The organism is Duganella sp. Dugasp78 (assembly GCF_059491455.1).
On sequence record NZ_CP168506.1, the window covers coordinates 6094488 to 6119508 of the forward strand.

Annotated in this window: 23 protein-coding genes; 8 read left to right on the forward strand and 15 right to left on the reverse strand. The window is 66.4% G+C overall.

Annotation, left to right across the window (positions count from 1 at the left end; all coding sequences use genetic code 11):
- Window positions 1-27 precede the first annotated feature (27 nt).
- Window positions 28-294: a heavy-metal-associated domain-containing protein gene (locus ACEN9O_RS26935; RefSeq protein ID WP_495614861.1), complete on the forward strand. Its 267-nt coding sequence runs from the start codon at window positions 28-30 to the stop codon at window positions 292-294.
- Between the two features lie 27 nt (window positions 295-321).
- Here ACEN9O_RS26935 and narL read toward each other — a convergent pair whose 3' ends face one another.
- The 9 genes from narL to ACEN9O_RS26980 form a co-directional block, all read right to left on the reverse strand.
- Window positions 322-984 carry a two-component system response regulator NarL gene (narL, locus tag ACEN9O_RS26940; RefSeq protein WP_495614862.1) on the reverse strand — a complete coding sequence of 221 codons (663 nt, stop codon included), beginning with the start codon at window positions 982-984 and terminating at the stop codon, window positions 322-324.
- A gap of 24 nt (window positions 985-1008) precedes the next feature.
- On the reverse strand, window positions 1009-2940 hold the full coding sequence (locus tag ACEN9O_RS26945) for a type IV pili methyl-accepting chemotaxis transducer N-terminal domain-containing protein (protein WP_495614863.1): 1932 nt from the start codon (window positions 2938-2940) through the stop codon (window positions 1009-1011).
- A 54-nt stretch (window positions 2941-2994) separates the two neighbouring features.
- Window positions 2995-3969 carry a GTP 3',8-cyclase MoaA gene (gene moaA / locus ACEN9O_RS26950; RefSeq protein ID WP_495614864.1) on the reverse strand — a complete coding sequence of 325 codons (975 nt, stop codon included), beginning with the start codon at window positions 3967-3969 and terminating at the stop codon, window positions 2995-2997.
- A 196-nt stretch (window positions 3970-4165) separates the two neighbouring features.
- Complete coding sequence (locus tag ACEN9O_RS26955; RefSeq protein ID WP_495614865.1) at window positions 4166-4912, reverse strand: peptidylprolyl isomerase; 747 nt, start codon at window positions 4910-4912, stop codon at window positions 4166-4168.
- Between the two features lie 10 nt (window positions 4913-4922).
- On the reverse strand, window positions 4923-5606 hold the full coding sequence (gene narI / locus ACEN9O_RS26960) for a respiratory nitrate reductase subunit gamma (RefSeq protein ID WP_495614866.1): 684 nt from the start codon (window positions 5604-5606) through the stop codon (window positions 4923-4925).
- Window positions 5607-5616: 10 nt separating this feature from the next.
- A complete protein-coding gene (gene narJ, locus ACEN9O_RS26965; RefSeq protein WP_495614867.1) occupies window positions 5617-6315 on the reverse strand; it encodes a nitrate reductase molybdenum cofactor assembly chaperone in 699 nt (232 codons plus the stop codon).
- The gene (narH, locus tag ACEN9O_RS26970) at window positions 6308-7864 is read right to left on the reverse strand and encodes a nitrate reductase subunit beta (RefSeq protein WP_495614868.1); all 1557 of its coding nucleotides are present in this window, start codon (window positions 7862-7864) and stop codon (window positions 6308-6310) included. The genes narJ and narH overlap by 8 nt, the downstream gene beginning before the upstream one ends.
- Complete coding sequence (locus tag ACEN9O_RS26975) at window positions 7861-11568, reverse strand: nitrate reductase subunit alpha (protein ID WP_495614869.1); 3708 nt, start codon at window positions 11566-11568, stop codon at window positions 7861-7863. Before ACEN9O_RS26975 ends, narH begins: the two co-directional genes overlap by 4 nt.
- Before the next feature lie 167 nt (window positions 11569-11735).
- Complete coding sequence (locus ACEN9O_RS26980; RefSeq protein WP_495614870.1) at window positions 11736-12206, reverse strand: hypothetical protein; 471 nt, start codon at window positions 12204-12206, stop codon at window positions 11736-11738.
- A gap of 204 nt (window positions 12207-12410) precedes the next feature.
- On the opposite strand from ACEN9O_RS26980, the gene ACEN9O_RS26985 reads away from it, so the two are divergent.
- Window positions 12411-12785, forward strand: a complete 375-nt coding sequence (locus tag ACEN9O_RS26985; protein WP_495614871.1) for a hypothetical protein — start codon at window positions 12411-12413, stop codon at window positions 12783-12785.
- 1 nt (window position 12786) lies between these two features.
- A complete protein-coding gene (locus ACEN9O_RS26990) occupies window positions 12787-12984 on the forward strand; it encodes a DUF3079 domain-containing protein (protein ID WP_495614872.1) in 198 nt (65 codons plus the stop codon).
- Between the two features lie 250 nt (window positions 12985-13234).
- Here ACEN9O_RS26990 and ACEN9O_RS26995 read toward each other — a convergent pair whose 3' ends face one another.
- From ACEN9O_RS26995 to ACEN9O_RS27020, 6 genes are all read right to left on the reverse strand, one after another.
- The gene (locus ACEN9O_RS26995) at window positions 13235-13897 is read right to left on the reverse strand and encodes a carbonic anhydrase (RefSeq protein WP_495614873.1); all 663 of its coding nucleotides are present in this window, start codon (window positions 13895-13897) and stop codon (window positions 13235-13237) included.
- 9 nt (window positions 13898-13906) lie between these two features.
- Window positions 13907-14587, reverse strand: coding sequence for a Crp/Fnr family transcriptional regulator (locus ACEN9O_RS27000; protein ID WP_495614874.1), 681 nt, complete (start codon window positions 14585-14587; stop codon window positions 13907-13909).
- A 9-nt stretch (window positions 14588-14596) separates the two neighbouring features.
- Complete coding sequence (gene hemN / locus ACEN9O_RS27005; RefSeq protein ID WP_495614875.1) at window positions 14597-16015, reverse strand: oxygen-independent coproporphyrinogen III oxidase; 1419 nt, start codon at window positions 16013-16015, stop codon at window positions 14597-14599.
- Between the two features lie 13 nt (window positions 16016-16028).
- Window positions 16029-17414, reverse strand: a complete 1386-nt coding sequence (locus ACEN9O_RS27010) for a NarK family nitrate/nitrite MFS transporter (RefSeq protein WP_495618547.1) — start codon at window positions 17412-17414, stop codon at window positions 16029-16031.
- Window positions 17415-17439: 25 nt separating this feature from the next.
- On the reverse strand, window positions 17440-18708 hold the full coding sequence (locus ACEN9O_RS27015) for an MFS transporter (protein ID WP_495614876.1): 1269 nt from the start codon (window positions 18706-18708) through the stop codon (window positions 17440-17442).
- A 97-nt stretch (window positions 18709-18805) separates the two neighbouring features.
- Window positions 18806-19276, reverse strand: coding sequence for an RrF2 family transcriptional regulator (locus ACEN9O_RS27020; RefSeq protein ID WP_495614877.1), 471 nt, complete (start codon window positions 19274-19276; stop codon window positions 18806-18808).
- Between the two features lie 153 nt (window positions 19277-19429).
- Between ACEN9O_RS27020 and ACEN9O_RS27025 the strand changes: the two genes are divergently transcribed.
- The 5 genes from ACEN9O_RS27025 to ACEN9O_RS27045 all read left to right on the forward strand — a co-directional run bounded on the left by ACEN9O_RS27025 (window position 19430) and on the right by ACEN9O_RS27045 (window position 25018).
- Complete coding sequence (locus ACEN9O_RS27025; protein WP_495614878.1) at window positions 19430-21700, forward strand: nitric-oxide reductase large subunit; 2271 nt, start codon at window positions 19430-19432, stop codon at window positions 21698-21700.
- Window positions 21701-21833: 133 nt separating this feature from the next.
- Window positions 21834-22100, forward strand: a complete 267-nt coding sequence (locus tag ACEN9O_RS27030; protein ID WP_495614879.1) for a DUF2249 domain-containing protein — start codon at window positions 21834-21836, stop codon at window positions 22098-22100.
- A gap of 115 nt (window positions 22101-22215) precedes the next feature.
- Complete coding sequence (gene nirK, locus ACEN9O_RS27035; protein WP_495614880.1) at window positions 22216-23634, forward strand: copper-containing nitrite reductase; 1419 nt, start codon at window positions 22216-22218, stop codon at window positions 23632-23634.
- Entirely contained in the window at window positions 23631-24437 is an 807-nt protein-coding gene (locus ACEN9O_RS27040) for a formylglycine-generating enzyme family protein (protein ID WP_495614881.1), read from the forward strand. The genes nirK and ACEN9O_RS27040 overlap by 4 nt, the downstream gene beginning before the upstream one ends.
- The gene (locus ACEN9O_RS27045; RefSeq protein WP_495614882.1) at window positions 24434-25018 is read left to right on the forward strand and encodes an SCO family protein; all 585 of its coding nucleotides are present in this window, start codon (window positions 24434-24436) and stop codon (window positions 25016-25018) included. The genes ACEN9O_RS27040 and ACEN9O_RS27045 overlap by 4 nt, the downstream gene beginning before the upstream one ends.
- The last annotated feature ends 3 nt before the right edge of the window (window positions 25019-25021 follow it).

The window sequence follows — 25021 nt, forward strand, 5'->3', positions numbered from 1 at the left end:
ATCGGGTTCAACATCAAAAGGAATGCTATGCAAACGGAACTTCTCATCGACGGCATGGACGGCGAAGCATGCGCCGACACCATCACCAAGCTGCTGACCGGCCTCGACGGTGTCAGCGATGTGCGCGTCTCGCTGCGCGACCGCCTGGCCAGCGCGCGCATCGACGAAACGCGCACCTCGCCGCACCGGCTGATGCGCATGCTGACGCTGGCCGGCTACCCCGCCAGCGTGCAGCCGGCGGAGGCGTCCGCCGCCACGGCCGGCGGCTGCTGCGGCGGTTGCTGCGGCGGCTGAGCTGAACGGCGCCTCAGGCGCCGTTGTTCAACCGTTGCTCAACCGGTGCTCGACCGCATACACGGCCGCCTGCACCCGGCTGCTCAGCTTGAGCTTTTTCAGCACGTTCTGCACATGGATCTTGACCGTGCTTTCGGCCAGGTCCAGCGTGCGCGCTATGCCCTTGTTGCTTTCGCCGCGCGCCAGGCAGTCGAGGATTTCCCGTTCGCGCGGGGTCAGCTTGTCGAGCTCGGAGGCCACCGCCGGCACCGCGCCCGACTGCAACTGCGCCACCAGCTTGGCCGTCATCGACTCGGCCAGCACGGTCTCGCCGGCGGCGGCGCGGCGTATCGCCCGCACCAGGAACTCGGTGTCGATATTCTTCAGCAGATAGCCGCTGGCGCCGGCCTTCAGCGCCACGCTCAGGTCTTCCGCGTCCTCCGACACGGTCAGCATCACCACCGCGCTGTCGGGACTGTCCTGGCGCAGCAGCTCCAGCGTCTCCAGCCCCGACATGCCCGGCATGTTCAGGTCCAGCAGGATCACCTGCGGCTTGAGCTGCTGCGCCCGCTTGACGCCCTCGAAGCCGTCGGCCGCCTCGCCCACCACGGCAAACTCCGGGTGGCGCTGCAGCAGCGAGCGTATGCCGCTGCGGAACAGCGTGTGATCGTCGACCAGCAACACGCTGATCGTACTTGCTTCCTTGTCCATCCACTCCCGCCTTTCTTGATAGGGTTAGGCCGCGCGGCGCTGGGCGCGCGGCAGGCGCAGCAGCACCTCGGTGCCGGCGCCCGGCGCCGACCGCAGTTGCAACTGCGCGGCGATGCGCTGGGCGCGCTCGCGCATGATGTTGACGCCGACATGGGCTTCGCCCTGGGTCTCCAGCGCCGCCAGGTCGAAGCCGTGGCCGTTGTCCTTGACGCTGAGCGCGAAGTCCTGCTCGTCCGTCAGCCGCACCCACACCTGGCTGGCTGACGCGTGCTTGCGCACGTTCGACAGCGCCTCCTGCACGATGAACAGCAATTGCAGCTGATGCTCGCGCGGGAACGGCGCGCCGTCGGAATCGGCGCTGAAATCGACCGCGATGCCGCTCTGGCGCCGGAACTTGTCGACCACCGTCTCCAGCGACGTCACCAGGTTGCCCTCCTGCAGCCGGGTGCGGAAGTTGTGCAACAGCTCGCGCACATCCTGGTAGCTCTCCTCGACGCCGGCGCGCAGGGCCGGCACGATGCTCTCCACCTCGTCCATGCGCTGGCGCTGCAGCGACTGCTCCAGCATCTGCACCTGCAGATTGAGGAAGTTCAAGCCCTGGGCGATGCTGTCGTGCAGGCCCTGGGCGACCAGGTTGCGCTCTTCCGAAATGGCCAGCTCGCGCTCGCGTCCCTGCAGGCGCTGGTTCTCGATCGCCGTCCCCAGCAGTTGGCCCAGCGTTTCCAGCAGCGCCGTCTGGGCCGCCGTAAACGTGGTCGGGGTGCGGAAGTGCAGGTTGAAAAAGCCCATGTGCTGGCGCTGCGCGAAAATGTGGAAGATCGAAATCGTGGCGAAGCCCTCGCGGTGGCATTGCAGCATGTGGCCGCCGTCGCGGCGCCGCAGGTCGTGGATCACCGCCAGCTTGCTGACCACCGCCTCGCCGCACAGGCACTCGCCCACCTTCAGGCAGCGCTCGCCCTCGACCAGCTGCTCCGAGATCCCCTGGTGCACCAGCATGTGCAGGTTGCCGCGCAGCGGGTCCAGGATGCGCACCGAGCCGCCGTCGGCGCGGAAATATTCGCTGATGCGCTGCAGGAAGCCCTGGCACAGGGGTTCGGCCGCCTGCGGCTGCTGCAGGAAGGAGGCGACGTCGTACAGCAGCGCCAGTTCGCGGTTCTGCAGTTCCAGCTCGCTTGTCTTGAGCTGGACCCGCTGTTCCAGGTTGCTGTAGGAATCCTGCAGCTTGTCGGCCATCTGGTTGAAACCATGCGCCAGCTGTCCGAACTCGTCGTTGCTGTCGACCTCCAGCCGCACGCTGAAATCCTGCTCGCGCATGCGCTCGATGCCGCCCTGCAGCCGCGTCACCGGCGCGACGATCATGTCGAACAGCAGGTAGATGATGCTGACCGTGCCCACCAGGGCCAGCGCCAGCAACAGCAGTTGCGAGGCGCGCAGCCAGAAGGTGCGGCTTTCGCTGTCGCGCTCGATGCGGTGCACCAGCTGGTCGACGCGCTGGACAAACTGCTCGCTGCGCTCACGGATCAATTTCTGTTGGGCGCCGTCGCGCGGGCCGGCCGCCAGCAGGCCGCGCACCGGCGGGGCCAGCTCGGCCTGCCATTGCTGCTGCACCTCGGCATAGGCGCCGCGGATCGCCGCGGTCGGCGGCAGGAACAGCGGCCGTTGCGGATCGCCCCGGCGCAACTGATCCAGCGTGCGCTCCATCCGCGCCAGTTGCTCGCCCAGCTGCCGGCTGTCGGCCGCGCCGCCGTCGTGCTGCGCGGCCAGCAGCGCCAGGCGGTAGCTGTCCATGCGCAGGCTGCCGGCCACGTTGATGGCGGCGGCGCTGCCCTCCAGCTGCCAGGACAACAGCAGCGTCGAACCGATCACGACCAGCGCGATCGCAAGAAAACCCAGCAACAGGCCGACGATGCGGGTCGACAGTTTCTGCCAACCGGCGAACAGTCCTGGCTTCAACATGGCAACTCCTGGTATCTGTGACAACGGCTGAGTATACACGCCCGGCTTGCCCATCTAACCGCCGGTCTGCGACATGAAGCGCACGATCTTGGTCGGTTCCCGCCCGAAGTCATGCTGCTGGGGCTTGAGTTCGATGGCCTCGCGGATCGCCTGCTCCAGTTCGGCGTCGCTGGCGCCACCGCGCAACAGCGGGGCCAGCGGATATTGCTGCTCCTGGCCCAGGCACAGGTACAGGGTGCCGTCCACCGCCAGCCGCACCCGGTTGCAGGTGGCGCAGAAATGCTGCGACAGCGGCGTGATATAGCCGATGCTGGCGCTGCCGTCGGCGGTGGACCAGTAGCGCGCCGGCCCGCCGCCCAGCTCCAGCGCCTGCGGCACCAGCTGGAATTTCTCGGCCAGCCGCTGCTGCACCGGCGCCAGGTTCAGGTAGGAGGTGTTGCGGCCGGTCTCGCCCATGGGCATGACTTCGATCAGGCGCAGCACGAAATGTTGTTCAATGCAGAAGGCGGCCATCGCCTCGATCTCGGCATCGTTGACGCCGCGCATGGCCACCATATTGATCTTGATCGGCGCCAGCCCCGCCGCCTTGGCGGCCTGCAAGCCGTCCAGCACGGCCGGCAGGCAGTCGCGCCCGGTGATGCCGGCCATGCATTCGCGGTCCAGCGTATCGAGGCTGACGTTGACGCGGGTGATGCCGGAAGCGGCCAGCGCCTCGGCGTGGCGCGCCAGCCGGGTGCCGTTGGTCGACAGCGACAGGTCGCGCACGCCGTCCAGGCTGGACAGGCGGGTCGCCAGTTGCGGCAGGTTGCGGCGGGTCAGCGGCTCGCCGCCGGTGAGGCGCACGCGCGTGGTGCCCAGGCGGGCGAAGGCGGCCACCACCCGCTCGATCTCGTCGAAAGTGAGCCAGTCGGGCGGGTCCTCGTAGCCCTTGAAGTCCTTGGGCATGCAATAGGTACAGCGCAGATCGCAGCGATCCGTGACCGACACCCGCAGATAGTCGATCGATCGACCAAAACGGTCGCTTAACATCGTCGCTCTCCTGTCATGATGGTTGTGATGTCATTGTAGCGGCCGGCAAGCGCCCTGCCACTGGGCATGACGGCTTAGCGGGCCTAGTCCGAAATGACTAGATAGCCCCCGTCGTTCCCGCGCAGGCGGGAACCCATAGGCCGCCTGCTCCAGCCACGACGCATGGATTCCCGCTTTCGCGGGAACGACCACTTATCTACTGCACCAGCGGCGACTGCGCGCCCTCCAGCTCCACGCCGGCGATGTCGGCCCGGCCCACCAGGATGTGCAGGTACTGGTGCAAGGCGCGCTGCCACGACTGGCGGCGCAGCTCGTCGGCGATCTGGGCCTGGACGGCGGCAAACGGCACCACCGCGCCCTCCCCCCGCCGCCGCGCCTGCACGATGTGCAGGCCGAAGCGGGTCTCCAGCAGGCGCCCGGCCAGCTCGCCCGGTTGCAACCTGAACAACAATTCGTCGAATTCCGCCACGCACTGGCCGCGCGCCAGCTGGCCCAGGCTGCCGCCGACCGCGCCCGACGGGCAGTTCGAATACTGGCGCGCCAGCTCCTCGAACCGCTCCGGCCGCGCCTGCAGCTCCGCCAGGATCAGCTCGGCCGTCTGGCGCAGCAGCTCCAGCGGCGCCGCCGGCGTCACCTGGAACAGGATGTGGCGCGCCTCGACCAGGTCGCCGCTGCGGAAGCGCTGAGCCTTGCTCAGGTAGTAGCGCAGGCAGCTGGCTTCGTCCGTTTCCGGCACCGTGACCTCCTGCGCAAACAGGGCTTCGATGCGCTGGTCGTCGTCGGTGCCGGCGATGCCCAGCCGGTCCGCCTCCTGCAACAACACGGTGCGCAGCACCACCTCGTGCACCGCCTGGCGCAGCGGGTTGTCCGCCTGCGCCTGGTGCGGCAGTTCCGCCGCGATGGCGCTGTCGTCGATGTCGACGCCGTTCACTGCGATACCCATGATCTTCTCCTTAGCGTGGACGCACCAGTTGATAGGCGCGGCTCAGGTAGGTGACGGCGCCGAAGCCGCTCCACACGTGCACCAGGCGGGTGAACGGGAAGATCGCGAACAGCGACATGCCCATGAACAGATGCAGCTTGAACACCAGCGGCGCGTCCTCGATGAAGCCGGCGGCGTCGCCGCGCAGCGTGACCACGTGCTGCGCCCAAGTCATCAGCTGAACCATCATATGGCCGTCGAGGTGCGAGGCCGAGGCGAAGATCGAGGACAGGCCGAGCAGCAAGGTGGCCAGCAGCCACCCCAGCACCAGCTTGTCCTTGAAGGTGCTGCGGGCCCGCACCCGCTCGTTGCTCAGGCGGCGCGCGACCAGCATCAGCAGGCCGACCAGGCACAGCGAGCCCATCACGCCGCCGGCCACCATCGCCACCAGCTGCTTGGCGCCGTGGGTGACGCCCAGCGTGTCCCACACCCACACCGGGGTCAGCAGGCCGGCCATGTGGCCAAAGAACAGGCCCAGCACGCCGATGTGGAACAGCGGACTGCCCAGCCGCAGCATGCCGCTGTTGAGCGTCTGGCTGGACTCGGACTTCCAGCTGTACTGCTCGCGGTCGAAGCGGATCAGGCTGCCGACCAGGAAAATCGCCAGCGCGATATAGGGATAGATGCCGAATAAAAATTGATTTACGTAGTTCATGGTGTGCTCCTCAATGACGCTGTGGCGCCGCCGCCTTCGGATAAAAATGGACCGGATGTGCGCCGCCGGCCAGCGTGGGCGCCAGCAGCGGTTCGATGCCGTCGGCGCCGGGGCCGAAGGTTTCCAGCGCCTCGTCCATGTCGCGCACCGGCGGCTCGCTCAGTTCCTCTGCCGCCACCGGCGACAGGGTCTGCAGCAGGTCGAACAGGCCCGCGTACGGGCTGCCGTTGGCGCGCAGCTTGCGGCCGATGTAGGCCAGCACATGGATGGCGTCGCCCAGCATGCGCTCGGCCTGTTCGTTCTCCAGCTGCGACAGGAACTCCAGGAACAGCGGCACGTAGTCCGGCAGGTCGTTGCCGACCATTTGAAGGCCGTGCTTGCTGTACTCGGCCATCAGGTCGACCATGGCCTGGCCGCGGTCGCGCGATTCGCCGTGGATGTGCTCGAACAAGTGCAGCGAGTGCGACGGGTTGCGGTCGAACGTCGTCACATACTGCAGCTGCAGGTCGATCAGCGCGGTGCGGCGCAGGTGCGCCAGCAGCTCCGCCACCGCCGCATGCCACTGCGGCAGCCTGTCGCGCAAGCGCTGCTCCAGCTCCGGCAGCTCGGCCAGCAGCTCCGGCTCCGGGTACAGCAGCAGGGCCGACAGCACGCTGTAGCCGAAGGCGCCGTCGCCGGCGCTGGCGCCGGTGTGGTCATGATCAGACATCGAGGTTCTCCTTTTTCTTACGCGATTTCGGCATCGAGATGAAGATCTCCGAACCATGCTTGCGTTTGCCGAACAGGCTGGCGTCGCTGACGCCGTCCGAGCAACCGTTGCCGAAGCTGAAGCCGCAGCTGCCCTTCTCGTTGAAGCTGTCCTCGGCCATCTCCTTGTGGCTGTTTGGAATCACGAAGCGGTCCTCGTAATTGGCGATGGCCATGATGTGGTACATGTCCTCGACCATCTCCGGCTCCAGCCCGACCTGCTTGAGCACCTCCAGGTCCGGCGTCGCCGCCACATGCTTGCTGCGCATATAGGCGCGCATCGCCAGCATGCGGTCCAGCGCGCGGATCACCGGCTGCTGGTCGCCCGCCGTCAGCAGGTTGGCCAGGTATTGCACCGGAATGCGCAGGCTGGCGGTGTCCGGCAGGATGCCGTTCTTGCCCATGCGGCCGGATTCGGCGGCGGCCTGGATCGGCGACAGCGGCGGGATGTACCACACCATCGGCAGCGTGCGGTATTCCGGATGCAGCGGGAACGCCACCTTCCACTCCACCGCCATCTTGTACACCGGCGAACGCTTGGCCGATTCCAGCCACGAGTCCGGGATGCCCTGGCGGCGCGCCTCGTCGATCACGGCCGGATCGTGCGGATCGAGGAACAGGCCCAGCTGCGACGGATACAGGTCGCGCGGATCGGCCACCGAGGCCGCCTGTTCGATCTTGTCGGCGTCATACAGCAGCACGCCGAGGTAGCGGATGCGGCCGACGCAGGTTTCCGAGCACACGGTGGGCTGGCCCGCCTCGATGCGCGGGTAGCAGAAGGTGCACTTCTCGGCCTTGCCGGACGACCAGTTGTAGTAGATCTTCTTGTACGGGCAGCCGGAGATGCACATGCGCCAGCCGCGGCACTTGTCCTGGTCGATCAGCACGATGCCATCGTCCTCGCGCTTGTACACCGAGCCCGACGGGCAGGAGGCGACGCAGGTCGGGTTGAGGCAATGCTCGCACAGGCGCGGCAGGTACATCATGAAGGTGTTCTCGAAGGTGCCGTACATCTCCTTCTGCATATTGTCGAACAGCTTGTCCTGGCTGCGCTGGGCGAATTCGCCGCCCAGGTCGTCCTCCCAGTTCGGCCCCCACTCGATCTTGTCCATCTTCTTGCCGGTCAGGACGGAGATCGGACGGGCGGTCGGCGGCGTCTCCGACAGCGGCGCGTTCTGCAGGCGCTCGTAGTCGTAGGTGAACGGCTCGTAGTACTCGTCGATCTGCGGCAGGTTGGGGTTGGCGAAAATCTGCGCCAGGATCTTCAGGCGGCTGCCCTGGCGCGGCTCGATCTTGCCGGCGTCGGTGCGGCGCCAGCCGCCGTTCCACTTGTCCTGGTTTTCCCATTCCTTAGGATAGCCAATGCCGGGCTTGGTCTCGACGTTGTTGAACCAGGCGTACTCGACACCGTCACGGCTGGTCCACACGTTCTTGCAGGTGACCGAGCAGGTGTGGCAGCCGATGCACTTGTCCAGGTTCAGCACCATGCCGATTTGTGCGCGAATTTTCATGCTTTGCTCCCAGTCTTTTCTTTCAACGGACCTTCCAGCCAGTCGACCTTGTTCATCTTGCGCACCAACACGAATTCATCGCGGTTGGAACCGACCGTGCCGTAGTAGTTGAAGCCCCACGACAGCTGCGCGTAACCGCCGATCATGTGGGTCGGCTTGGTGACGGCGCGCGTCACCGAGTTGTGGATACCGCCCCGCTTGCCCGACATCTCCGCGCCGGGCACGTTGATGATCTTTTCCTGTGCGTGGTACATCAGCGTCATCCCTTCCGGCACCCGCTGGCTGACGATGGCGCGGGCGGTCAGCGTACCGTTGACGTTGAATACCTCGATCCAGTCGTTGTCGACGATGCCGGCCGCCTTGGCGTCGGTCTCCGACAGCCACACGTGCGGACCGCCGCGCGACAGCGTAAGCATGCGCAGGTTGTCCGAGTACGTGGAGTGGATACCCCACTTCTGGTGCGGCGTGATGAAGTTCAGCGCGATCTCCTTGTTGCCGTTCGGCTGGGCGCCCAGCATGGCCGCCGTGGTCTTGGTGTTGATCGCCGGCTTGTACACACACAAACCCTCGCCAAAATCACGCATCCAGCGGTGATCCTGGTAGAACTGCTGGCGGCCGGTCAGCGTGCGCCAGGGGATCAGTTCATGCACGTTGGTGTAGCAGGCGTTGTAGCTGACCTCTTCCGACTCCAGACCCGACCAGGTCGGCGAGGAGATAATCTTGCGCGGCTGGGCCTGCACGTCGCGGAAGCGGATGCTGTCGTGCTCGCGTGGCAGCGCCAGGTGGGTGTGGTCGCGTCCGGTGATCTTGGACAGCGCATCCCAGGCCTTGACCGCCACGTGGCCGTTGGTTTCCGGCGCCAGCGACAGGATCATTTCAGCCGCGTCGATGGCGGTATCCAGGCGCGGCTGGCCTTGGGCGACGCCCGGTGCCGTCACCGTGCGGTTGATGCCGCGCAGGACCTCGACCTCATGGCCGGTCTTCCAGCTGATGCCCTTGCCGCCGTTGCCGATTTTCTCCAGCAGCGGGCCGATCGAGGTGAACTTCTGGTAAATCTTGGTGTAGTCGCGCTCGATCACGGTGAAGTTGGGCATGGTCTTGCCCGGCACTGGTTCGCACTCGCCGGCGCGCCAGTCCTTGGGATCGAACGGTTGGCCCAGTTCGCCCGGGGTATCGTGCATCAGCGGGGTCAGCACCAGATCCTGCTGGGTGCCGAGATAGGCGCCGCCGATTTCCTCGAACTTCCTAGCGATGCCCTTGTAGATTTCCCAGTCCGACTTCGACTGCCACAGCGGCTGCACCGCTTCCGACAAGGGGTGGATGAACGGGTGCATGTCGGACGTGTTCAGGTCGTCCTTCTCGTACCAGGTGGCGGTCGGCAGCACGATGTCGCCGTACAGGCAGGTGGTGGACATGCGGAAGTCCAGCACCACCAGCAGGTCCAGCTTGCCTTCGGCGGCTGGACGCACCTTGACGTCGCGCGGCTTGATGCAGTGGTCCTCGTCGCTCATCAGCGCGTTCTGCGTGCCCAGCAAATACTTCAGGAAGTACTCGTGGCCCTTGCCCGAGCTGCCCAGGATGTTGGAGCGCCACACGAACATATTGCGCGGGAAGTTGGCGGGATTGTCCGGATCGTCGCAGGAGAATTCCAGTTTCTTGTCCTTGATCTGGCTGACCGCGTAGTCGATAGGGTTGACGCCGGCTGCGGCTGCCGCACGGGTCACTTCCAGCGGATTGGTCTGCAGCTGCGGCGCCGATGGCAGCCAGCCCAGGCGCTCGGCCTTGGCGTTGTAGTCCAGCAGCGTCATCGGTGCGACGTCGTCGCCGGCCGTTGGCGAGGCGATTTCCTCGGTGTGCAGCTTCTCGTGGCGCCACTGGCTGGTGTGGTTGTAGAAGAACGAGGTGCCGTTCATCTGGCGCATCGGACGGTTCCAATCCTGGGCGAACGCCAGCGGCGTCCAGCCGGTTTGCGGACGCAGCTTTTCCTGGCCCACGTAGTGCGCCCAGCCGCCGCCCGATTGACCGACGCAGCCGCACATCATCAACATGTTGATGATGCCGCGATAGGTCATGTCCATGTGGTACCAGTGGTTCAGCGCGGCGCCGACAATGACCATGCTCTTGCCACGAGTTTGGTCGGCGTTCTCTGCGAACTGGCGGGCCACGGTGATCACATCGGCAGCCTTGACGCCGGTGTGCTTGACTTGCCAGGCCGGAGTGTAAGGCACGTCGTGCTCGTAGCTGGTGGCGACGTTGCCGCCGCCCAGGCCACGGTCGATGCCGTAGTTGGCCATCGTCAGGTCGAACACGGTGGCGACCAGCGCGGAGCTGCCGTCGGCCAGCGTCAGGCGCTTGACCGGTACGTTGCGCATCAACAGGTCGCTGGCGTCCTTGCCGCCGAAGTAGGCGAAGCCGACCGGCAGCACCTCGTCGCTGCAGCCGATCAGCGACAGCAGCGGATCGACCGGCGCGCCGTTGCCGCCCTCTTTCATTTCCAGGTTCCACTTGCCGGACTCGCCCCAGCGGAAGCCGATCGAACCGGCCGGCGCCACGATGCGGCCGCTGGCTTCGTCGATGACCAGGGTTTTCCAGTCCGGGTTGTTGGTCTCGTCGAGGTTGTTGGCCAGGTGGGAGGCGCGCAGGAAGTATTCCGGCGCCAGGGTGCCGTTCTGTTCCTTGAGCAGCACCAGCATCGGGAAGTCGGTGTACTGCTTGGCGTATTCCTTGAAGTAGGCCGACTGGTGCGAGGTGTGGTATTCCTTCAGGATCACGTGGCCCATGGCCATCGCCAGCGCGGCGTCGGTGCCCTGCTTGGGCGCCAGCCAGATGTCGCCGAACTTGGCCATCTCGCCGAAGTCGGACGACACCGCCACCGTCTTGGTGCCCTTGTAGCGCACCTCGGTGTAGAAGTGGGCGTCGGGGGTGCGGGTCATCGGCACGTTCGAGCCCCACACCATCAGGTAGGTCGAGTTGTACCAGTCGGCCGATTCCGGCACGTCGGTCTGCTCGCCCCACACCTGCGGGCTGGCTGGCGGCAGGTCGCAGTACCAGTCGTAGAAGCTCAGGGCCACGCCACCGATCAGCGACAGGTAGCGCGTGCCGGCCGCGTAGCTGACCATGGACATGGCGGGAATCGGCGAGAAGCCGACGATGCGGTCCGGGCCGTATTTCTCGATCGTCAGCGCGTTGGCGGCGGCGATCATCTCGTTGCTCTCGTCCCAGGTGGCGCGCACGAAGCCGCCCAGGCCGCGCACCGACTTGTACAGCGCGGCGCGTTCAGGGTTCTGGCTGATGTAGTCCCAGGCGGTGACCGGGTCCATGGTCTTACGCGCTTCGCGCCACATTTCCATCAGGCGGCCGCGCACCATCGGGTACTTGACCCGCTGGGCCGAATACACGTACCACGAATAGCTGGCGCCGCGCGGGCAGCCGCGCGGCTCGTGGTTGGGCAGGTCGGGACGGGTGCGCGGATAATCGGTCTGTTGCGTTTCCCAGGTGATCAGCCCGTTCTTCACATACACCTTCCAGCTGCAGGAGCCGGTGCAGTTGACGCCGTGCGTGGAGCGCACGATCTTGTCATGCTGCCAGCGCTGGCGGTAGGCGTTTTCCCAGGTGCGGTCCTCGTGCACGACGGCGCCGTGGCCGTCGGAAAAGGTCGATACCGTCTTATTGAAGAACTTCAGGCGATCCAGAAAGTGACTCATGCTGCCTCCTAACTTGCACCCGGCGCCTGCCGGGCATGCGGTCGCATGCAACATGCATGGACTCGACGATGATTGCAGTCTAAGCAGCGCGGCGCCTGGTGTGAATCGGCAAGATGGTGGCCGCCCGGCGCGAGAAGGACTAGGCGGACTATGCCGAAGTGACTAGTTCAGCGATCGCGCGAGCAATCGCCGCCGGCGCAGGTGGCCAGCAATTCACGGTAGCTGAACAGGCGGCCGTGCTCTGTCTCGGCGGCGCTGCCGGAGTAAGCCAGCAAGGACGCGGAGGCGTCCCGCTCGCGGCGGCCGTAGCGGGCGCCCGCCGCGGCCAGCCAGCGGCCGTCGGCGCCGCGTACGTAGACGCCGCGCACCATGCCCGGCTGTTCCATCGCGCCCAGTTGGGCAAACATGGCGTCCAGGCTGTAGTAGCGCAGCACCAGCCCGCTGTCGTAACGGATCTGCCCTTCGATGGCGCGCCCCGCCGGGCCGTGCTGCTCCGCCGCCGCATCGCAGTGCGCGGCGTAGGCCGGCGCCAGCGGCCCGGTGTAGGCCGAGCCGTAATTTTTCAGCATGACGCCAGCGGCGCCGGCGGTCAGCACCAGCGCCAGCAGATATGCCGGGCGATCGATCAAGCTTTTCATCTTTGTCCTTTCAACGCGGCCGCCGTACGGGCCACGCGAACATTATTCGCCGCCGTCCGCGCGCCAGTCCTTAATCTGAGTCATGGAATTGCGGCGCGGATCTAAGGCAAACTGACTACCCCTACTAGTCATTCATGGCAATGGGCAGCTGGACCGGCACGGGTTATACATACAGCCTGGACCACCGACCATCGAGGAAAGAATATGAATATCGCCACATTTGAAGAATTGCTGATCGCCGCCGCCCTGCAGCCGCAGCCGCAGCGCCTGCTGCTGGCCTTCGCGCTGGCCGAGCCGGATCCCGACGCGCCGGACCGCAGCACGCTGGTGCCGGTCATGTGCGTGGACAAGCAGGTCGGCGAGCTCGACACGTTTGCCAATCTGGCGGAGGAAGCCCAGGGCATGGGCCAGCCCTGGGATGTGCTGCTGATCACCACCCTGTCCGGCAAGGAAGGACGCCTGCCCGACCCGCAGCAGACCGACGCCGCGCTGAACAAGATGCTGGGCGCCATCCAGCAAGGGGACATGGAGCGCTTCCTGGCGTTCGACCGCAGCGGCGACTTGATGAGCTACGCCTGATATGGCCAAGATCTTTCCGCTGCGCCCAGCCAAGCCCGAGCTGATCTGTTGGGGCTGCGACCGCTACTGCCCCGCCAACGCCATGATCTGCGGGAACGGCGCGGACCGCAGCCAGCATCCGTACGAACTGTTCGGCGAGGGCTGGGAAAGCTTCGGCCTGAACGCGCCGGATCCGAAACCCAAGGACAGCTCGAAATAGTCGCCAATTTGTCGTCATTCCCGCGCACGCGGGAATCCACACGCCGCATGAACAGCCGCGAAGTATGGGTTCCGGCGAGGGCTGGGAAAGCTTCGGCCTGAACGCGCCGGATCCGAAACCCAAGGACAGTTCGAAATAGTCGCCAATTTGTCGTCATTCCCGCGCACGCGGGAATCCATACGCCGCATGAACGGCCGCGAAGTATGGGTTCCCGCCTGCGCGGGAACGACGGCTGCGCTTTGATCCCGCGCTAGGCCGTCATGGCCTCGCGCGCCGTCAGCGGGCACACCAGCGGCAGGAATTGCTGGCGGCGCGGCGAATAGGCCATCAGCGCCCCGCTCTGCAGGTCGAAATACCAGCCGTGCAGCTTCAGCTTGCCCTCGTCGACGCGGCGCTTGAGCCATGGATAGGTCAGCAGATTATCCAACGACAGCAGGATGCTGGCCAGCTCGCAGGCGTGGTGCTGCTCGGCGCTGCCGCGATGGGCCAGGTCGCGCCGCACGCGCTGCGCCACCGGCTCGGCGATGCGCATCCACTGGCCGACAAAATCAGTCTCGCGCTGCGCCGGACGCGGCGCCAGCAGCGCGCGGATGCCGCCGCAGCCCGCATGGCCCAGCACGATCACGCGCTCCACCTCCAGCTCGCAGACGGCAAACTCGATCGCCGAACTGACACCGGCCGACGCCGTGGGCGTGCACGGCGGCACCAGGTTGGCGATATTGCGCACCACGAAGATGTCGCCCGGATCGCTGCCGGTCAGCAGCACCGGATCGACCCGCGAATCGCAGCAGCCTATCAGCAGGGTGCGCGGGCGCTGGCCGGCGCGCAGGCTGCCGTAGGGGCTGTCGTCGTTGTTGAAGTACTGCTGCTGGAAACGGCTGAAGCCGCTGACGAATTTTTCGAGGTCTTGCATAAGCGTCCTTCAGGCGGCGCAGCGGCGCAAGGCCGGCACGTCGAGAATATTGACCTTGCGGCCCTTGAAGGTGATCATCTGCTGCGTGCACAGATCGGCCAGGATGCGCGAAAAATGTTCGGGCGTCAGGTTCAGGCGCGAGGCCAGCACCGCCTTGGTGGCCGGCAGCGTCAGCAGGCCGCCTTCTTCCTCGTGCAATTCCTTGAGCAGGTAGCCGGCCACGCGCTGGGTGCCGGAGCGCAGCGAGAACGACTCCATGTCGCACATCAGGCCGTGCATGCGCTGGCTCAGGCCGGCCAGCATCTTGCAGGCGAATTCAGGATCGTTGTGGATTTCGCGGTAGATCGCCGGCTTGGCCACGTGCAGCAGCAGCGTGTCCTCGGTGGCCTGGGCCGAGACGATGTAGGGGCTGCCCATGAACATCAGGGCCTCGCCAAAGCTCTGCCCCGGCCCGATCAGCTCGATCACCTTCTCGCCGCCCGCCAGCGAGGTGAACGCCAGCTTGACCTGTCCATACAGCACCTGGTGGAAGCCCACGCACGGGTCGCCGCGCTGGAAGATCATGCCGCCCCGCTCGACCCGCACCTCGGTGGTGCCAAGCGCGATGCGCGCCAGTTCTTCCGGTCCCATGGAGTTGAACAGCGGCACCCGCGCCAGGAAAGTCTGTACCTTGATTTTGTTTTTTTCCATGATCTCGCCTCAGATGGTGCGCGAATAGCGCGTCGGCTGCGGGCCCTCCACCGGCGGCGCGTGCAGGTAGCTGTCGAAGGCCATGCAGATATTGCGTATCAGCAGGCGGCCGCGCATCTTCACGCGCAAGCCCTTGCTGCCTGTGCACAGCAAGCCCTGCTCCTCCAGCGGCTTCAGGCGTTCCAGCGCGTCGGCGAAGTATTCGGTGGCGGCGGTCCCCTGCGGCAGCGGCAGGCTGGCGTAGTCCAGTTCGAAGTCGCACATCAGCTGGCAGATCACGGCGCGCCGCAGCAGGTCGTCGGCGCTGAGCACGATGCCGCGCGCGATCGGCAGCTCGCCCCGGTCCAGCCGCTCGTAATAGGCCGACAGGGACTTCTCGTTCTGGCTGTAGCTGGCGCCGACCGCGCTGATGGCCGACACGCCCAGCGCCACCATCGGCGCGTCGGCATGGGTGGAATAGCCCTGGAAATTGCGCTGCAACTTGCCTTCGCGCTGGCTGCGCGCCAGGTCGTCGTCCGGCAGCGCGAAGTGGTCCATGCCGATGTAGACATAGCCGGCCGCCGTCAGGCGCTCGATGCACAGGCCCAGCATGGCCAGCTTGGTTTCCGCGTCCGGCAGGTCGGCGCTGTTGATCAGGCGCTGCGACTTGAACAGCTGCGGCATGTGGGCGTAGTTGTAGATGGCGATGCGGTCCGGCCGCGCGGCGACGATCTTGTCCAGCGTCGGCCCGAAGCTGGCCACGCTTTGCAGCGGCAGGCCGTAGATCAGGTCGACGCTGATGGAACGGAAGCCGCAGTCGCGCGCGGCCCGCAGCACTTCCATCGTCTCCTCGTAGGACTGGATGCGGTTGACCGCCTGCTGCACCGCCGGATCGAAGTCCTGGATGCCCAGGCTGATGCGGTTGAAGCCCTGCCGGCGCAGCGTGGCGATGCGCGCCGGCGTCACCGTGCGCGGGTCGACCTCGATCGAGAACTCGCCCTCCTCGTCCGGCGCGAAATCGAATTGGCCGCGCAGCGTGGCCAGCAGTTCGTCCATCTGCGCGTCGCTCAGGTAGGTCGGCGTGCCGCCGCCGAAGTGCAACTGGTCGACCCGCCGCCGGCTGCCCAGCACATCGCCCTGCAGCGCGATCTCGTGGTACAGGTAGTCCAGGTATTCCACCGCCTTGTCGCGGTCCTGGGTGATGATCTTGTTGCAGCCGCAGTAGTAGCACAGCGAGGCGCAAAACGGGATGTGGACATACAGCGACAGCGGCGCCGCCGGGTCGACGCCGGCGACGGCGCCCCGGTACTGCGCGGCGCCGAAGCCGCCGTCGAAGCGGTCGGCGGTCGGATAGGAGGTGTAGCGCGGTCCCATCTGGTTCAACTTGCGCACCAGCGCGGCGTCGAACTCCACCGACGGCGTCAGCGCGATCACTCGGGCGGATGGCATGGTCGGGCTCCGTTCAGCAAGGCATGGCCGCGTTCTTGCGGGCGTAGCACCACCAGGTAATGGCGATGCAGCTGACGTAGAACGTAATGAAGCACCACAGCGCGGCGTCCGGCCCGCCGGTCATGGCGATCGAGGTGCCATAGCTCTTGGGGATGAAGAAGGCGCCGTAGGCCGCCACCGCCGAGGTGAAGCCCAGCACCGCCGCGCCCTCCTTGTTGGCGTCGATGATGGCTTGCTGCTGCATGGCGGCCGGCTTGCCGGCGGCCGCGCGCTGGCGCTCGGTCATGAAGATCACCGGGATCATGCGGAAGGTCGACGCGTTGCCGACGCCGGTGCCGGCGAACAGCAGCATGAACATCCAGAAGAAGCCGTTGAAGCTGCCGCCCGTGCCGCCGTGCGGCAGGAAGGTGATGACGCCGAACACCGCCGCGATCATGGCGGCAAAGGTCCAGACGGTGACGCGGGCGCCGCCCAGCTTGTCGGCAATGATGCCGCCCACCACGCGCGCCAGCGCACCGACCAAGGGGCCGAGGAAGGCGTATTGCAATGGATTGACGTCCGGGAACTGGGTCTTGATCAGCAGCGGGAAGCCGGCCGAGTAACCGATGAAGGAGCCGAAGGTGCCGGTGTAGAGCCAGCACATCAGCCAGTTATGCTTGCGCTTGAAGATCACCGCCTGGTCGGCGAACGAGGCCTTGGCCGAGGCCAGGTCGTTCATGCCGAACCACGCCAGCAGGCTGCTGACGGCGATGAACGGCACCCAGATGAAACCGGCGTTCTGCAACCACAGCGTGGTGGTCTGGCCAGCCTTGGTGGCGCTCTGGGCTTCGCCGCCCAGGCTGCCGAACACGCCGGCGGTGATCACCAGCGGCACCACGAACTGCACCGCCGACACGCCCAGGTTGCCCAGGCCGGCGTTCATGCCCAGCGCGTAGCCCTTCTGCGCCTTGGGGAAGAAAAAGCTGATGTTGGCCATCGACGAGGCGAAGTTGCCGCCGCCGAAACCGCACAGCAGGGCCAGCACCAGCATGGTCGGATAGCCGGTGGTGACATCCTGCACCGCGAAGCCGATGCCGATTGCCGGGATCAGCAGCGAGGCGGTGGAGATGGTGGTCCACTTCCGGCCGCCGAAGATGGGTACCATGAAGGAATAGAAAATCCGCAGCGTGGCGCCGGACAGGCCGGGCAGCGCCGTCAGCCAGAACAGCTGGTTGGTGCTGTACTGGAAGCCGATGGCCGGCAGGTTGACCACCACCACGCTCCACACCATCCACACGGCAAACGCCAGCGCCAGCGCGGGGATCGAGATCCACAGGTTGCGGTTGGCGGTGCTGCTGCCGCCGCTGCCCCAGAACGAGGGGCTTTCGGGCTCCCACGTGTTAATCATGTATTTGCTCATCATTTTCTCCTAGAAGGGTGTTAGCTCAGGCGACGGCCGCGCCGGCCAGCGGCTGCGGCGCCGCCGTGGGGCGGAACGAGTAATGCATCCAGATCAGCGATACGCAGACCGTGCCGTACAACAGCATGAAGGCGCTGGAGCGCACGCCAGTCAGGTCCAGCAGCGCGCCGAACATGATCGGCAGCACGAAACCACCCAGGCCGCCGGCCAGGCCGACCACGCCGGACACGGCGCCGATGTTGTCGCTGAAGTCGTCGCCGATGAATTTGAAGACCGAGGCCTTGCCGATCGCCATCGCGGTGCCGACCACGAACAACAGCGCGGTGAACATCCATGGCGTCAGCGCCAGCTGCAGCTGCAGGTCGCCGTGGGTGGTCTTGACGGTCATCGCGGTGGGCGGATAGGACAGCAGGAAGAAGCACACCCAGCACACCCACATCACCCACCACGTGACCTTGTAGGCGCCGTAGCGGTCGGCGATCCAGCCGCCCAGCGCGCGCAGCACGCCGCCCGGCAGCGAGAAGCAGGCCGCCAGCAGCGCCGCCAGGCGCAGGTCGAAGCCGTATTCGCCGACGTAGTATTTGGTCATCCACAGCGCCAGGCCGACGTAGCCGCCAAACACCACCGAGTAGTACTGGCAGTAGCGCCATACGCGGCGGTCCTTGAGCACCTTGAGCTGCTCGGCGAACGGCACGCTGGCGCCGCTCTGGTGTGACGGGTCGGTGGCCGAGAACGCCCAGAACAGCAGCGCCGTGACCAGCATGGCCACCGCGTACACGGTGGGCAGCGCTTGCCAGCCCCAGCCGGCGATGATGGCCGGCGCGACGAACTTGGTCAGCGCCGAACCGGAGTTGCCGGCGCCGAAGATGCCCATCGCCAGGCCGCGCCGCTCGCGCGAGAACCAGCGCGCCACATACGGCGTACCGACCGAGAACGAGCCGCCGGCCAGGCCGATGAACAGGCCCAGCACCAGGAACTGCCAGTAGGCGGTGGCCAGGCCAACCAGGTAGATGGCCGGCACGGTGGCCAGCATCAGCAGGAAGAACACGATGCGGCCGCCGTACTTGTCGCACCAGATGCCCAGCGGGACCCGCACCAGCGAGCCGCTCAGCACGGGCATGGCGGCCAGCAGGCCGAATTCGGTTTCGTTCAGGCCCAGCATCTTCTTGATGGGGATGCCGAGCACGGCGAACATCATCCAGATCGCGAAACAGATCGTGAACGACAGGGTGCTGCTGGCCAGTACCCGGACGGCCTTGTTATTGTTAGACACTTTCAATCTCCTGACGGACATGGGGATGGCATCAGCTTAAGCGGCGCGGTCCGCTCCGACTATCGGCAGGACGGCCAAAGCGGCAAGGCAATCAGGCTAGCGGCCTAGGCCGAAAGAACTAGGCCGCCACGGCCTCCGGCGCGCCGGCCGCGCACGTCAGGTCGGCCAGCGTGACCGCGTCCAGCGCGGCCAGGTAGGCGTGCACCGCCTGCCCCAGCATGCCCTGCACGCAGCAGCGGCCGGCGTGCACGCAGCTGGCCCGGCGCGGGTCGAAACAGTCGGCCATGTAAAAATCCGGCTCGCTGGCGCGCACCACGGCGCCGATGCTAATCGCCGCCGGCGCCCGCGCCAGCGCGATGCCGCCGTGGCGGCCACGGACGGTGCGGATCACCCCGGTCAAGCCGAGCTGGTACACCACCTTGGTCAGGTGGTGCTTGGACATGCCGTGGTGGTCGGCGATTTCGGTGATGGTGACCAGCCGCTCAGGCTGGCCGGCCAGGTAGATCAGGGTGCGCAGGGTGTAATCGGTAAAGGCGGTCAGGCGCATGGTCTGCTCCAGTTTTTGCTCCAGCGGAGATGGCAGCGCCATTATTCATGCATCGTAAATATTTGTTCATAACTTAGATCATGAAAAACTGGGATCGAATATACATGTTTAAACGCCGCGCCTAGAATCGGCTCCGTCGATCCGGTCATCACCGCCTCGCGCCTCATCCCATACGCCAACTTAAGGAACCATGCCATGCACGCCACACGCAAGCTCTGGACCTGGCTCGCCGTCATCTGCGCCCTCTCCTTCGCCGTCCTCGGCTGGGTGGGCGCGGAGATCTACCTGACCGCGCCGCCCATCCCCAAACACATCACCAGCGTCGACGGCACCGTCCTGTTCGACGAAGGCCAGGTCGACCGCGGCCAGCAAGCCTGGCTGTCGGCCGGCGGCCAGCAGCTCGGCACCGTCTGGGGCCACGGCAGCTATGTCGCGCCCGACTGGTCGGCCGACTGGCTGCACCGCGAAGCGCTGGCGCTGCGCCAGATCTGGGCCCAGCGCGACTTCGGCGCCCGCTTCGACGACCTGAGCAAGGCCAACCAGGCGGCGCTGAACGCCCGCCTGAAGGAAGAAATGCGCCGCAACACCTATGACGCGGCTAGCGGCACCATCACCCTGTCGGCCGACCGTGCCGCCGCCGTGCGCGAGGTGGCGCGCCACTACACCGGCCTGTTCGGCGACGACCGTGCGCTGGACCAGCTGCGTGAAAAGTATGCGATGAACGCCAATTCGCTGCCCGATCCGGACGACCTGAAAGCCTTGCCGGCCTTCGTGTTCTGGTCGGCCTGGGCGGCCTCCACCGACCGTCCCGGCGCCGTCGACCTGAGCTACACCAGCAACTGGCCGCACGAGCCGCTGATCGACAACCGTCCCAGCACCGGCGCCGGCATCTGGTCGATCGCCAGCGTGATCCTGATGATAGGCGCCATCGCCGCCATGGTGATGGTGCATTCGGCCGCCAAGGAGGAAGCCGATCCGGTGCCGCCGAAGGCCGATCCGCTGTTCAACCTGAAGCCGACGCCGTCGATGCTGGCGACCAAAAAATACTTCTTCGTCGTCATCGGCCTGATCCTGGCGCAGGTGGGCATGGGCGTCATCACCGCCCACTACGCGGTCGAGGGCCACAGCTTCTTCGGCTACCCGCTGGCGCAGATCCTGCCGTTCGTGGTCAGCCGCACCATCCACACCCAGTTCGCCGTGCTGTGGATCGCCACCGCCTGGCTGGCCACCGGCCTGTACATCGCGCCGGCCATTTCCGGCCACGAACCGAAGTTCCAGAAGCTGGGCGTCAACCTGCTGTTCTACGCGCTGCTGTTCATCGTGGTCGGCTCGACCGCGATGGGCTGGCTCGGTTCGCTGCAACACAAGGGTTCCGCGTTTGCCTTCTGGATCGGCAACCAGGGCCTGGAGTTCACCAGCATGGGCCGTATCTGGCAGATCCTGCTGTTCGTCGGCCTGCTGTTCTGGGTCACGCTGCTGGGCCGCGCGCTGTGGCCGGCGCTGGTCAAAAAATCGGAAAGCCGCGGCCTGATCGTCATGGTGTTCCTGGCCGCGCTGTGCATCGGCGGCTTCTACGCCACCTCGCTGACCTGGGGCCGGCACACCCACTACTCGATGATCGAATACTGGCGCTGGTGGCTGGTGCACCTGTGGGTCGAAGGCTTCTTTGAAGTGTTCGCCACCGCAGTGATCGCGCTGCTGTTCACCCGCCTGGGCCTAATCCGCGCGTCCACCGCCAACAGCGCCATCGTGCTGGAAACCATCGTGTTCCTGTTCGGCGGCATCCTCGGCACCCTGCACCATCTGTACTTCACCGGCACGCCGACCTTCGTGATCGCCATCGGCGCCATGTTCTCGGCGCTGGAAGTGGTGCCGCTGTCGATGATCGGCGTCGAAGCCTGGCGCAACTACCAGCGCTCCAAGGCCGCGCCCTGGGTGCAGACCTACAAGTGGTCGATCCTGTGCTTCATCGCGGTGGGCTTCTGGAACACCGTCGGCGCCGGCCTGCTCGGCTTCTCGATCAACACCCCGATCGCGCTGTACTACATGCAGGGCCTGAACATGACGGCGGCCCACGGCCATGCCGCGCTGTTTGGCGTGTACGGCATGCTGGGCATCGGCCTGCTGCTGTTCTGCCTGCGCGGCCTGAGCGACCGCCTGGCCTGGTCCGACGCGCTGCTGAAACCGATGTTCTGGTGCCTGAACATCGGCCTGGCGATGATGGTGTTCATCTCGCTGGTACCGGCCGGCATCTACCAGGCCTGGGCCAGCGTCAGCACCGGCATGTGGTTCGCCCGCTCGCCGGAGGTGATCCACTCGAAGCTGATGGAAACCCTGGTCTGGATGCGCGTGCCCGGTGACGTGGTGTTCGCCATCGGCACCCTGTTCCTGGCGCTGTTCGCCTGGCGCCTGCTGAGCACGCGCGGCAAGGCCCGCCTGGCGGCCGTCGCCGCCGACCGCGCCTGATTCCGTTAGCTCCGTCTCCGTCGTTCCCGCGAAAGCGGGAACCCATACGGCCCCAGGCAGGTTCTATGGATTCCCGCTTTCGCGGGAATGACCTGGCTTAGCGCCGCCTGTTTTCTCATTCTAGGAGTCCACCATGTCCCACGATTGTTCCCAGCCCGCCATCCCGGATGGCATCTATCCCTTCGACGCCCGCGGCGTGGCCCGCCGCATGCGCCACGCGGCCATCTTCGGCGCGCTCGACGCGCTCAACCCCGGCGAGATCATGCGCTTCTGTAACGACCACGACCCGCTGCCGCTGCTGGCGCAGATCCAGCACCGCTACGGGCCGCGCATCGAGGCGGCGTATGTGTCGCGCGTGCCCGGCCAGATCATCATCGACTTCCTGGTCACCGCGCACTGAACTTGCCGGGACTTCAGATTCGATAACCCAGGTTAAGGATTTTGCCGTTTGCTTCCCCTAGCATGGATACGCACTCACCTGTGAGTGCGTCCCGCAACTACAAGGCGACATAACAATGAAAACGCAATTGAAACTGGTCGCGGCCGGCCTTGCCAGCGCCGTGCTCGCCATGATCCCTGCCACGGCGGCCGAGCCGACCCTGCCCACCATCACCCAGGAACTGCTGGCGCCGCCGCTGCTGCCGCCGCCCATCACCCGCAAGACGCCGGCCAAGGTGGTCGTCAACCTGACGGTGGAGGAAGTCGAGCGCGAGATCGCGCCCGGCAGCCGCTACACCTTCTGGACCTTCGGCGGCACCGTGCCGGGCAAGATGATACGGGTGCGCGAAGGCGACACCGTCGAGCTGCACCTGCTTAACCTGCCGGACAACAAGCTGCCCCACAATATCGACCTGCACGCCGTGACCGGCCCCGGCGGCGGCGCCGCGCAGACCCTGATCGCGCCCGGCAACGAAGCCAGCTTCACCTTCAAGGCGCTGTCGCCCGGGCTGTACGTGTACCACTGCGCCACCGCGCCGGTCGGCATGCACGTGGCCAACGGCATGTACGGCATGATCCTGGTCGAGCCCAAGGAAGGCATGGCGCCGGTCGACCGCGAATATTATGTGATGCAGGGCGACTTCTACACCAGCGGCGCCTACCGCACGCCCGGCGTGCAGGGCTTCGACATGCAGAAGGCCATCGACGAGAAGCCGACCTATGTGCTGTTCAACGGCGCCGACGGCGCGCTGACCGGCGCCAACGCGCTGACCGCCAAGGCCAACGAGAAGGTGCGGATGTTCTTCGGCGTCGGCGGCCCCAACATCACGTCCAGCTTCCACATCATCGGCACCATCTTCGACCGCGTGTACACCGAGGGCGGCAGCAAGTACCAGGAAAACGTGCAGACCACGATGGTGCCGGCCGGCGGCTCGACCATCGTCGAATTCGTTCCGCGCGTGCCGGGCAACCTGACCCTGGTCGACCATTCGCTGACGCGCGCCTTCAACAAGGGCGCCATCGGCCTGCTGGCGGTGAGCGGCCCGGAGCGGCCGGAAATCTACAGCAAGGGCGTCAAGAAGGCGTTGGCGGGCACGGCCGTTCCGGCCGCAGCCAAGGCCGCGCCGTCGGTCGCCAAACCTGTGGTGGCCAACGTCGACCGCGCCCAGCAACTGCGCGGCAAGGCGGTCTATGACAGCAACTGCTCGGCCTGCCACCAGGCGGACGGCAAGGGTGTGGCCGGCGTGTTCCCGCCGCTCGCCAATTCCGACTTCTTCCAGCAGCGGCCGTATGAGATGGCGCACATCGTGCTCAACGGACGCAATGGCGAGATCGTCGTCAACGGCGAGCATTACAACGGCGTCATGCCGCCGCAGGACCTGAGCGACGACGACATCGCGGCCGTCATCAACTACGTCGGCGTCGAGCTGAACAAGGGAACGCCCGCGGTCACGCCGGCCCAGGTGCGTGACATGCGCAGGTCACGCCAGCCATGAAACCCCGCGCCGCGTCCGGCAGCGTGCTGCTGATGCTGGCGGCGCTGGCTGGCGGCGCCAACGCCGGCGAGGCCAGCTACATCGCCATCGCCGGCGGCATGCTGCGCAGCGTGCTGCCGGCCGACGGTGTGGCTGCGCCGGCGGTGGTGGCGCCCTATCTGTTGCGCAGCCGGCTGGTCACCAACGCCGAGTACGCGGACTTCGTGCGGCGCACGCCGGCCTGGCAACGCGGGCAGGCACCGGCGTTGCTGGCGGCGCCGAGCTATCTGTCCGGCTGGCGCGGCGCCATCGATTACGCGCCGCTGGCCGCCGACGCGCCGGTGGTGCGCGTGGGCTGGTTCGCCGCGCAGGCGTTTTGCGCCTCCGAAGGCGGCCGCCTGCCGCGCTGGTATGAATGGGAGTTCGCGGCCGCCGCCGACGAGCATCGGCCCGACGCCCGCGACGACCCGGCCTGGCTGGCCCACATCCTCGGCTGGTATGCCGACGCCGGCAAGCAGCCGCCGCACAGCGTGGCGGCCGGCCAGGCCAACTACTACGGCATCCACGACCTGCACGGGCTGGTGTGGGAATGGGTCGAGGACTACAGCGGCCTGTTCGTCAACGCCGACAGCCGCGCCAGCGGCGATCAAAAACTGCTCGACTATTGCGGCGGCGCCGCAGTCTCGCTGGCCGACCGCCGCAACTACGCCGTGCTGATGCGCCTGGCCCTGCTGTCCGCGATGGAAGCGCGGCAGGACGGCGCCAACCTGGGATTCCGCTGCGCGCGCGATCCCGTCCCTCAACGTCAAGGAAGCAAACCATGAACTACCTCGTCTCCCTGCGCCGCGCCGCCCTGGCCGCCGCGCTGCTGCTGCCCGTGTGCGCCTGGCCGGCCTCGTCCGCCGCGCTGCCCGGCACCTCCATCTACCGCCTCGACGCCACGCTGACCGACGCCGCCGGCCAGCACTTCGCCTTGCACGACATGGCGGGCACGCCGGTGCTGGTCACCATGTTCTACGGCGACTGCCATGCGGCCTGCCCGGTGATCATTGAAACGCTCAAGCGCACGGTGGCCGCGCTGGGGCCCGACGGCAAGCGGCTGCGGGTGTTGATGATCAGCCTCGATCCGCGCCACGACACGCCGGCCTCGCTGTCCGGCCTGCTGAAGATGCACCAGCTCGATCCGGCGCAGTTCCGGCTGGTCGCGGCAGACGGCGACAGCCAGACGCGCGCGCTGGCGGCCACGCTGAATATCAAGTACCGGATGCTGGAAAGCGGCGAGATCAACCACACCACCCGCATCGCGCTGCTCGACGCCAGCGGCACGGTGCAGGCCGACAGCACCCGGCTCGACGCCGAACCTGATCCTGCGTTCGTCAAGCGGGTGGCTGCGTTAATCAGGTAGAAA

Bases quoted from the DNA above. Each gene is read 5' to 3' on its own strand.
- ACEN9O_RS26990 (WP_495614872.1), top strand. From the start codon at position 12,787: ATGGCCAAGATCTTTCCGCTGCGCCCAGCCAAGCCCGAGCTGATCTGT.
- ACEN9O_RS27045 (WP_495614882.1), top strand. From the start codon at position 24,434: ATGAACTACCTCGTCTCCCTGCGCCGCGCCGCCCTGGCCGCCGCGCTG.
- hemN (WP_495614875.1), bottom strand. From the start codon at position 16,015: ATGCCATCCGCCCGAGTGATCGCGCTGACGCCGTCGGTGGAGTTCGAC.
- narH (WP_495614868.1), bottom strand. From the start codon at position 7,864: ATGAAAATTCGCGCACAAATCGGCATGGTGCTGAACCTGGACAAGTGC.
- ACEN9O_RS26985 (WP_495614871.1), top strand. From the start codon at position 12,411: ATGAATATCGCCACATTTGAAGAATTGCTGATCGCCGCCGCCCTGCAG.
- ACEN9O_RS27040 (WP_495614881.1), top strand. From the start codon at position 23,631: ATGAAACCCCGCGCCGCGTCCGGCAGCGTGCTGCTGATGCTGGCGGCG.
- ACEN9O_RS27010 (WP_495618547.1), bottom strand. From the start codon at position 17,414: ATGAGCAAATACATGATTAACACGTGGGAGCCCGAAAGCCCCTCGTTC.
- narI (WP_495614866.1), bottom strand. From the start codon at position 5,606: ATGAACTACGTAAATCAATTTTTATTCGGCATCTATCCCTATATCGCG.
- ACEN9O_RS27030 (WP_495614879.1), top strand. From the start codon at position 21,834: ATGTCCCACGATTGTTCCCAGCCCGCCATCCCGGATGGCATCTATCCC.
- ACEN9O_RS26945 (WP_495614863.1), bottom strand. From the start codon at position 2,940: ATGTTGAAGCCAGGACTGTTCGCCGGTTGGCAGAAACTGTCGACCCGC.
- ACEN9O_RS26975 (WP_495614869.1), bottom strand. From the start codon at position 11,568: ATGAGTCACTTTCTGGATCGCCTGAAGTTCTTCAATAAGACGGTATCG.
- ACEN9O_RS27020 (WP_495614877.1), bottom strand. From the start codon at position 19,276: ATGGCGCTGCCATCTCCGCTGGAGCAAAAACTGGAGCAGACCATGCGC.
- ACEN9O_RS27015 (WP_495614876.1), bottom strand. From the start codon at position 18,708: ATGTCCGTCAGGAGATTGAAAGTGTCTAACAATAACAAGGCCGTCCGG.
- narJ (WP_495614867.1), bottom strand. From the start codon at position 6,315: ATGTCTGATCATGACCACACCGGCGCCAGCGCCGGCGACGGCGCCTTC.
- ACEN9O_RS26995 (WP_495614873.1), bottom strand. From the start codon at position 13,897: ATGCAAGACCTCGAAAAATTCGTCAGCGGCTTCAGCCGTTTCCAGCAG.
- nirK (WP_495614880.1), top strand. From the start codon at position 22,216: ATGAAAACGCAATTGAAACTGGTCGCGGCCGGCCTTGCCAGCGCCGTG.
- ACEN9O_RS26955 (WP_495614865.1), bottom strand. From the start codon at position 4,912: ATGGGTATCGCAGTGAACGGCGTCGACATCGACGACAGCGCCATCGCG.
- ACEN9O_RS27025 (WP_495614878.1), top strand. From the start codon at position 19,430: ATGCACGCCACACGCAAGCTCTGGACCTGGCTCGCCGTCATCTGCGCC.
- ACEN9O_RS27000 (WP_495614874.1), bottom strand. From the start codon at position 14,587: ATGGAAAAAAACAAAATCAAGGTACAGACTTTCCTGGCGCGGGTGCCG.
- narL (WP_495614862.1), bottom strand. From the start codon at position 984: ATGGACAAGGAAGCAAGTACGATCAGCGTGTTGCTGGTCGACGATCAC.
- ACEN9O_RS26935 (WP_495614861.1), top strand. From the start codon at position 28: ATGCAAACGGAACTTCTCATCGACGGCATGGACGGCGAAGCATGCGCC.
- ACEN9O_RS26980 (WP_495614870.1), bottom strand. From the start codon at position 12,206: ATGAAAAGCTTGATCGATCGCCCGGCATATCTGCTGGCGCTGGTGCTG.
- moaA (WP_495614864.1), bottom strand. From the start codon at position 3,969: ATGTTAAGCGACCGTTTTGGTCGATCGATCGACTATCTGCGGGTGTCG.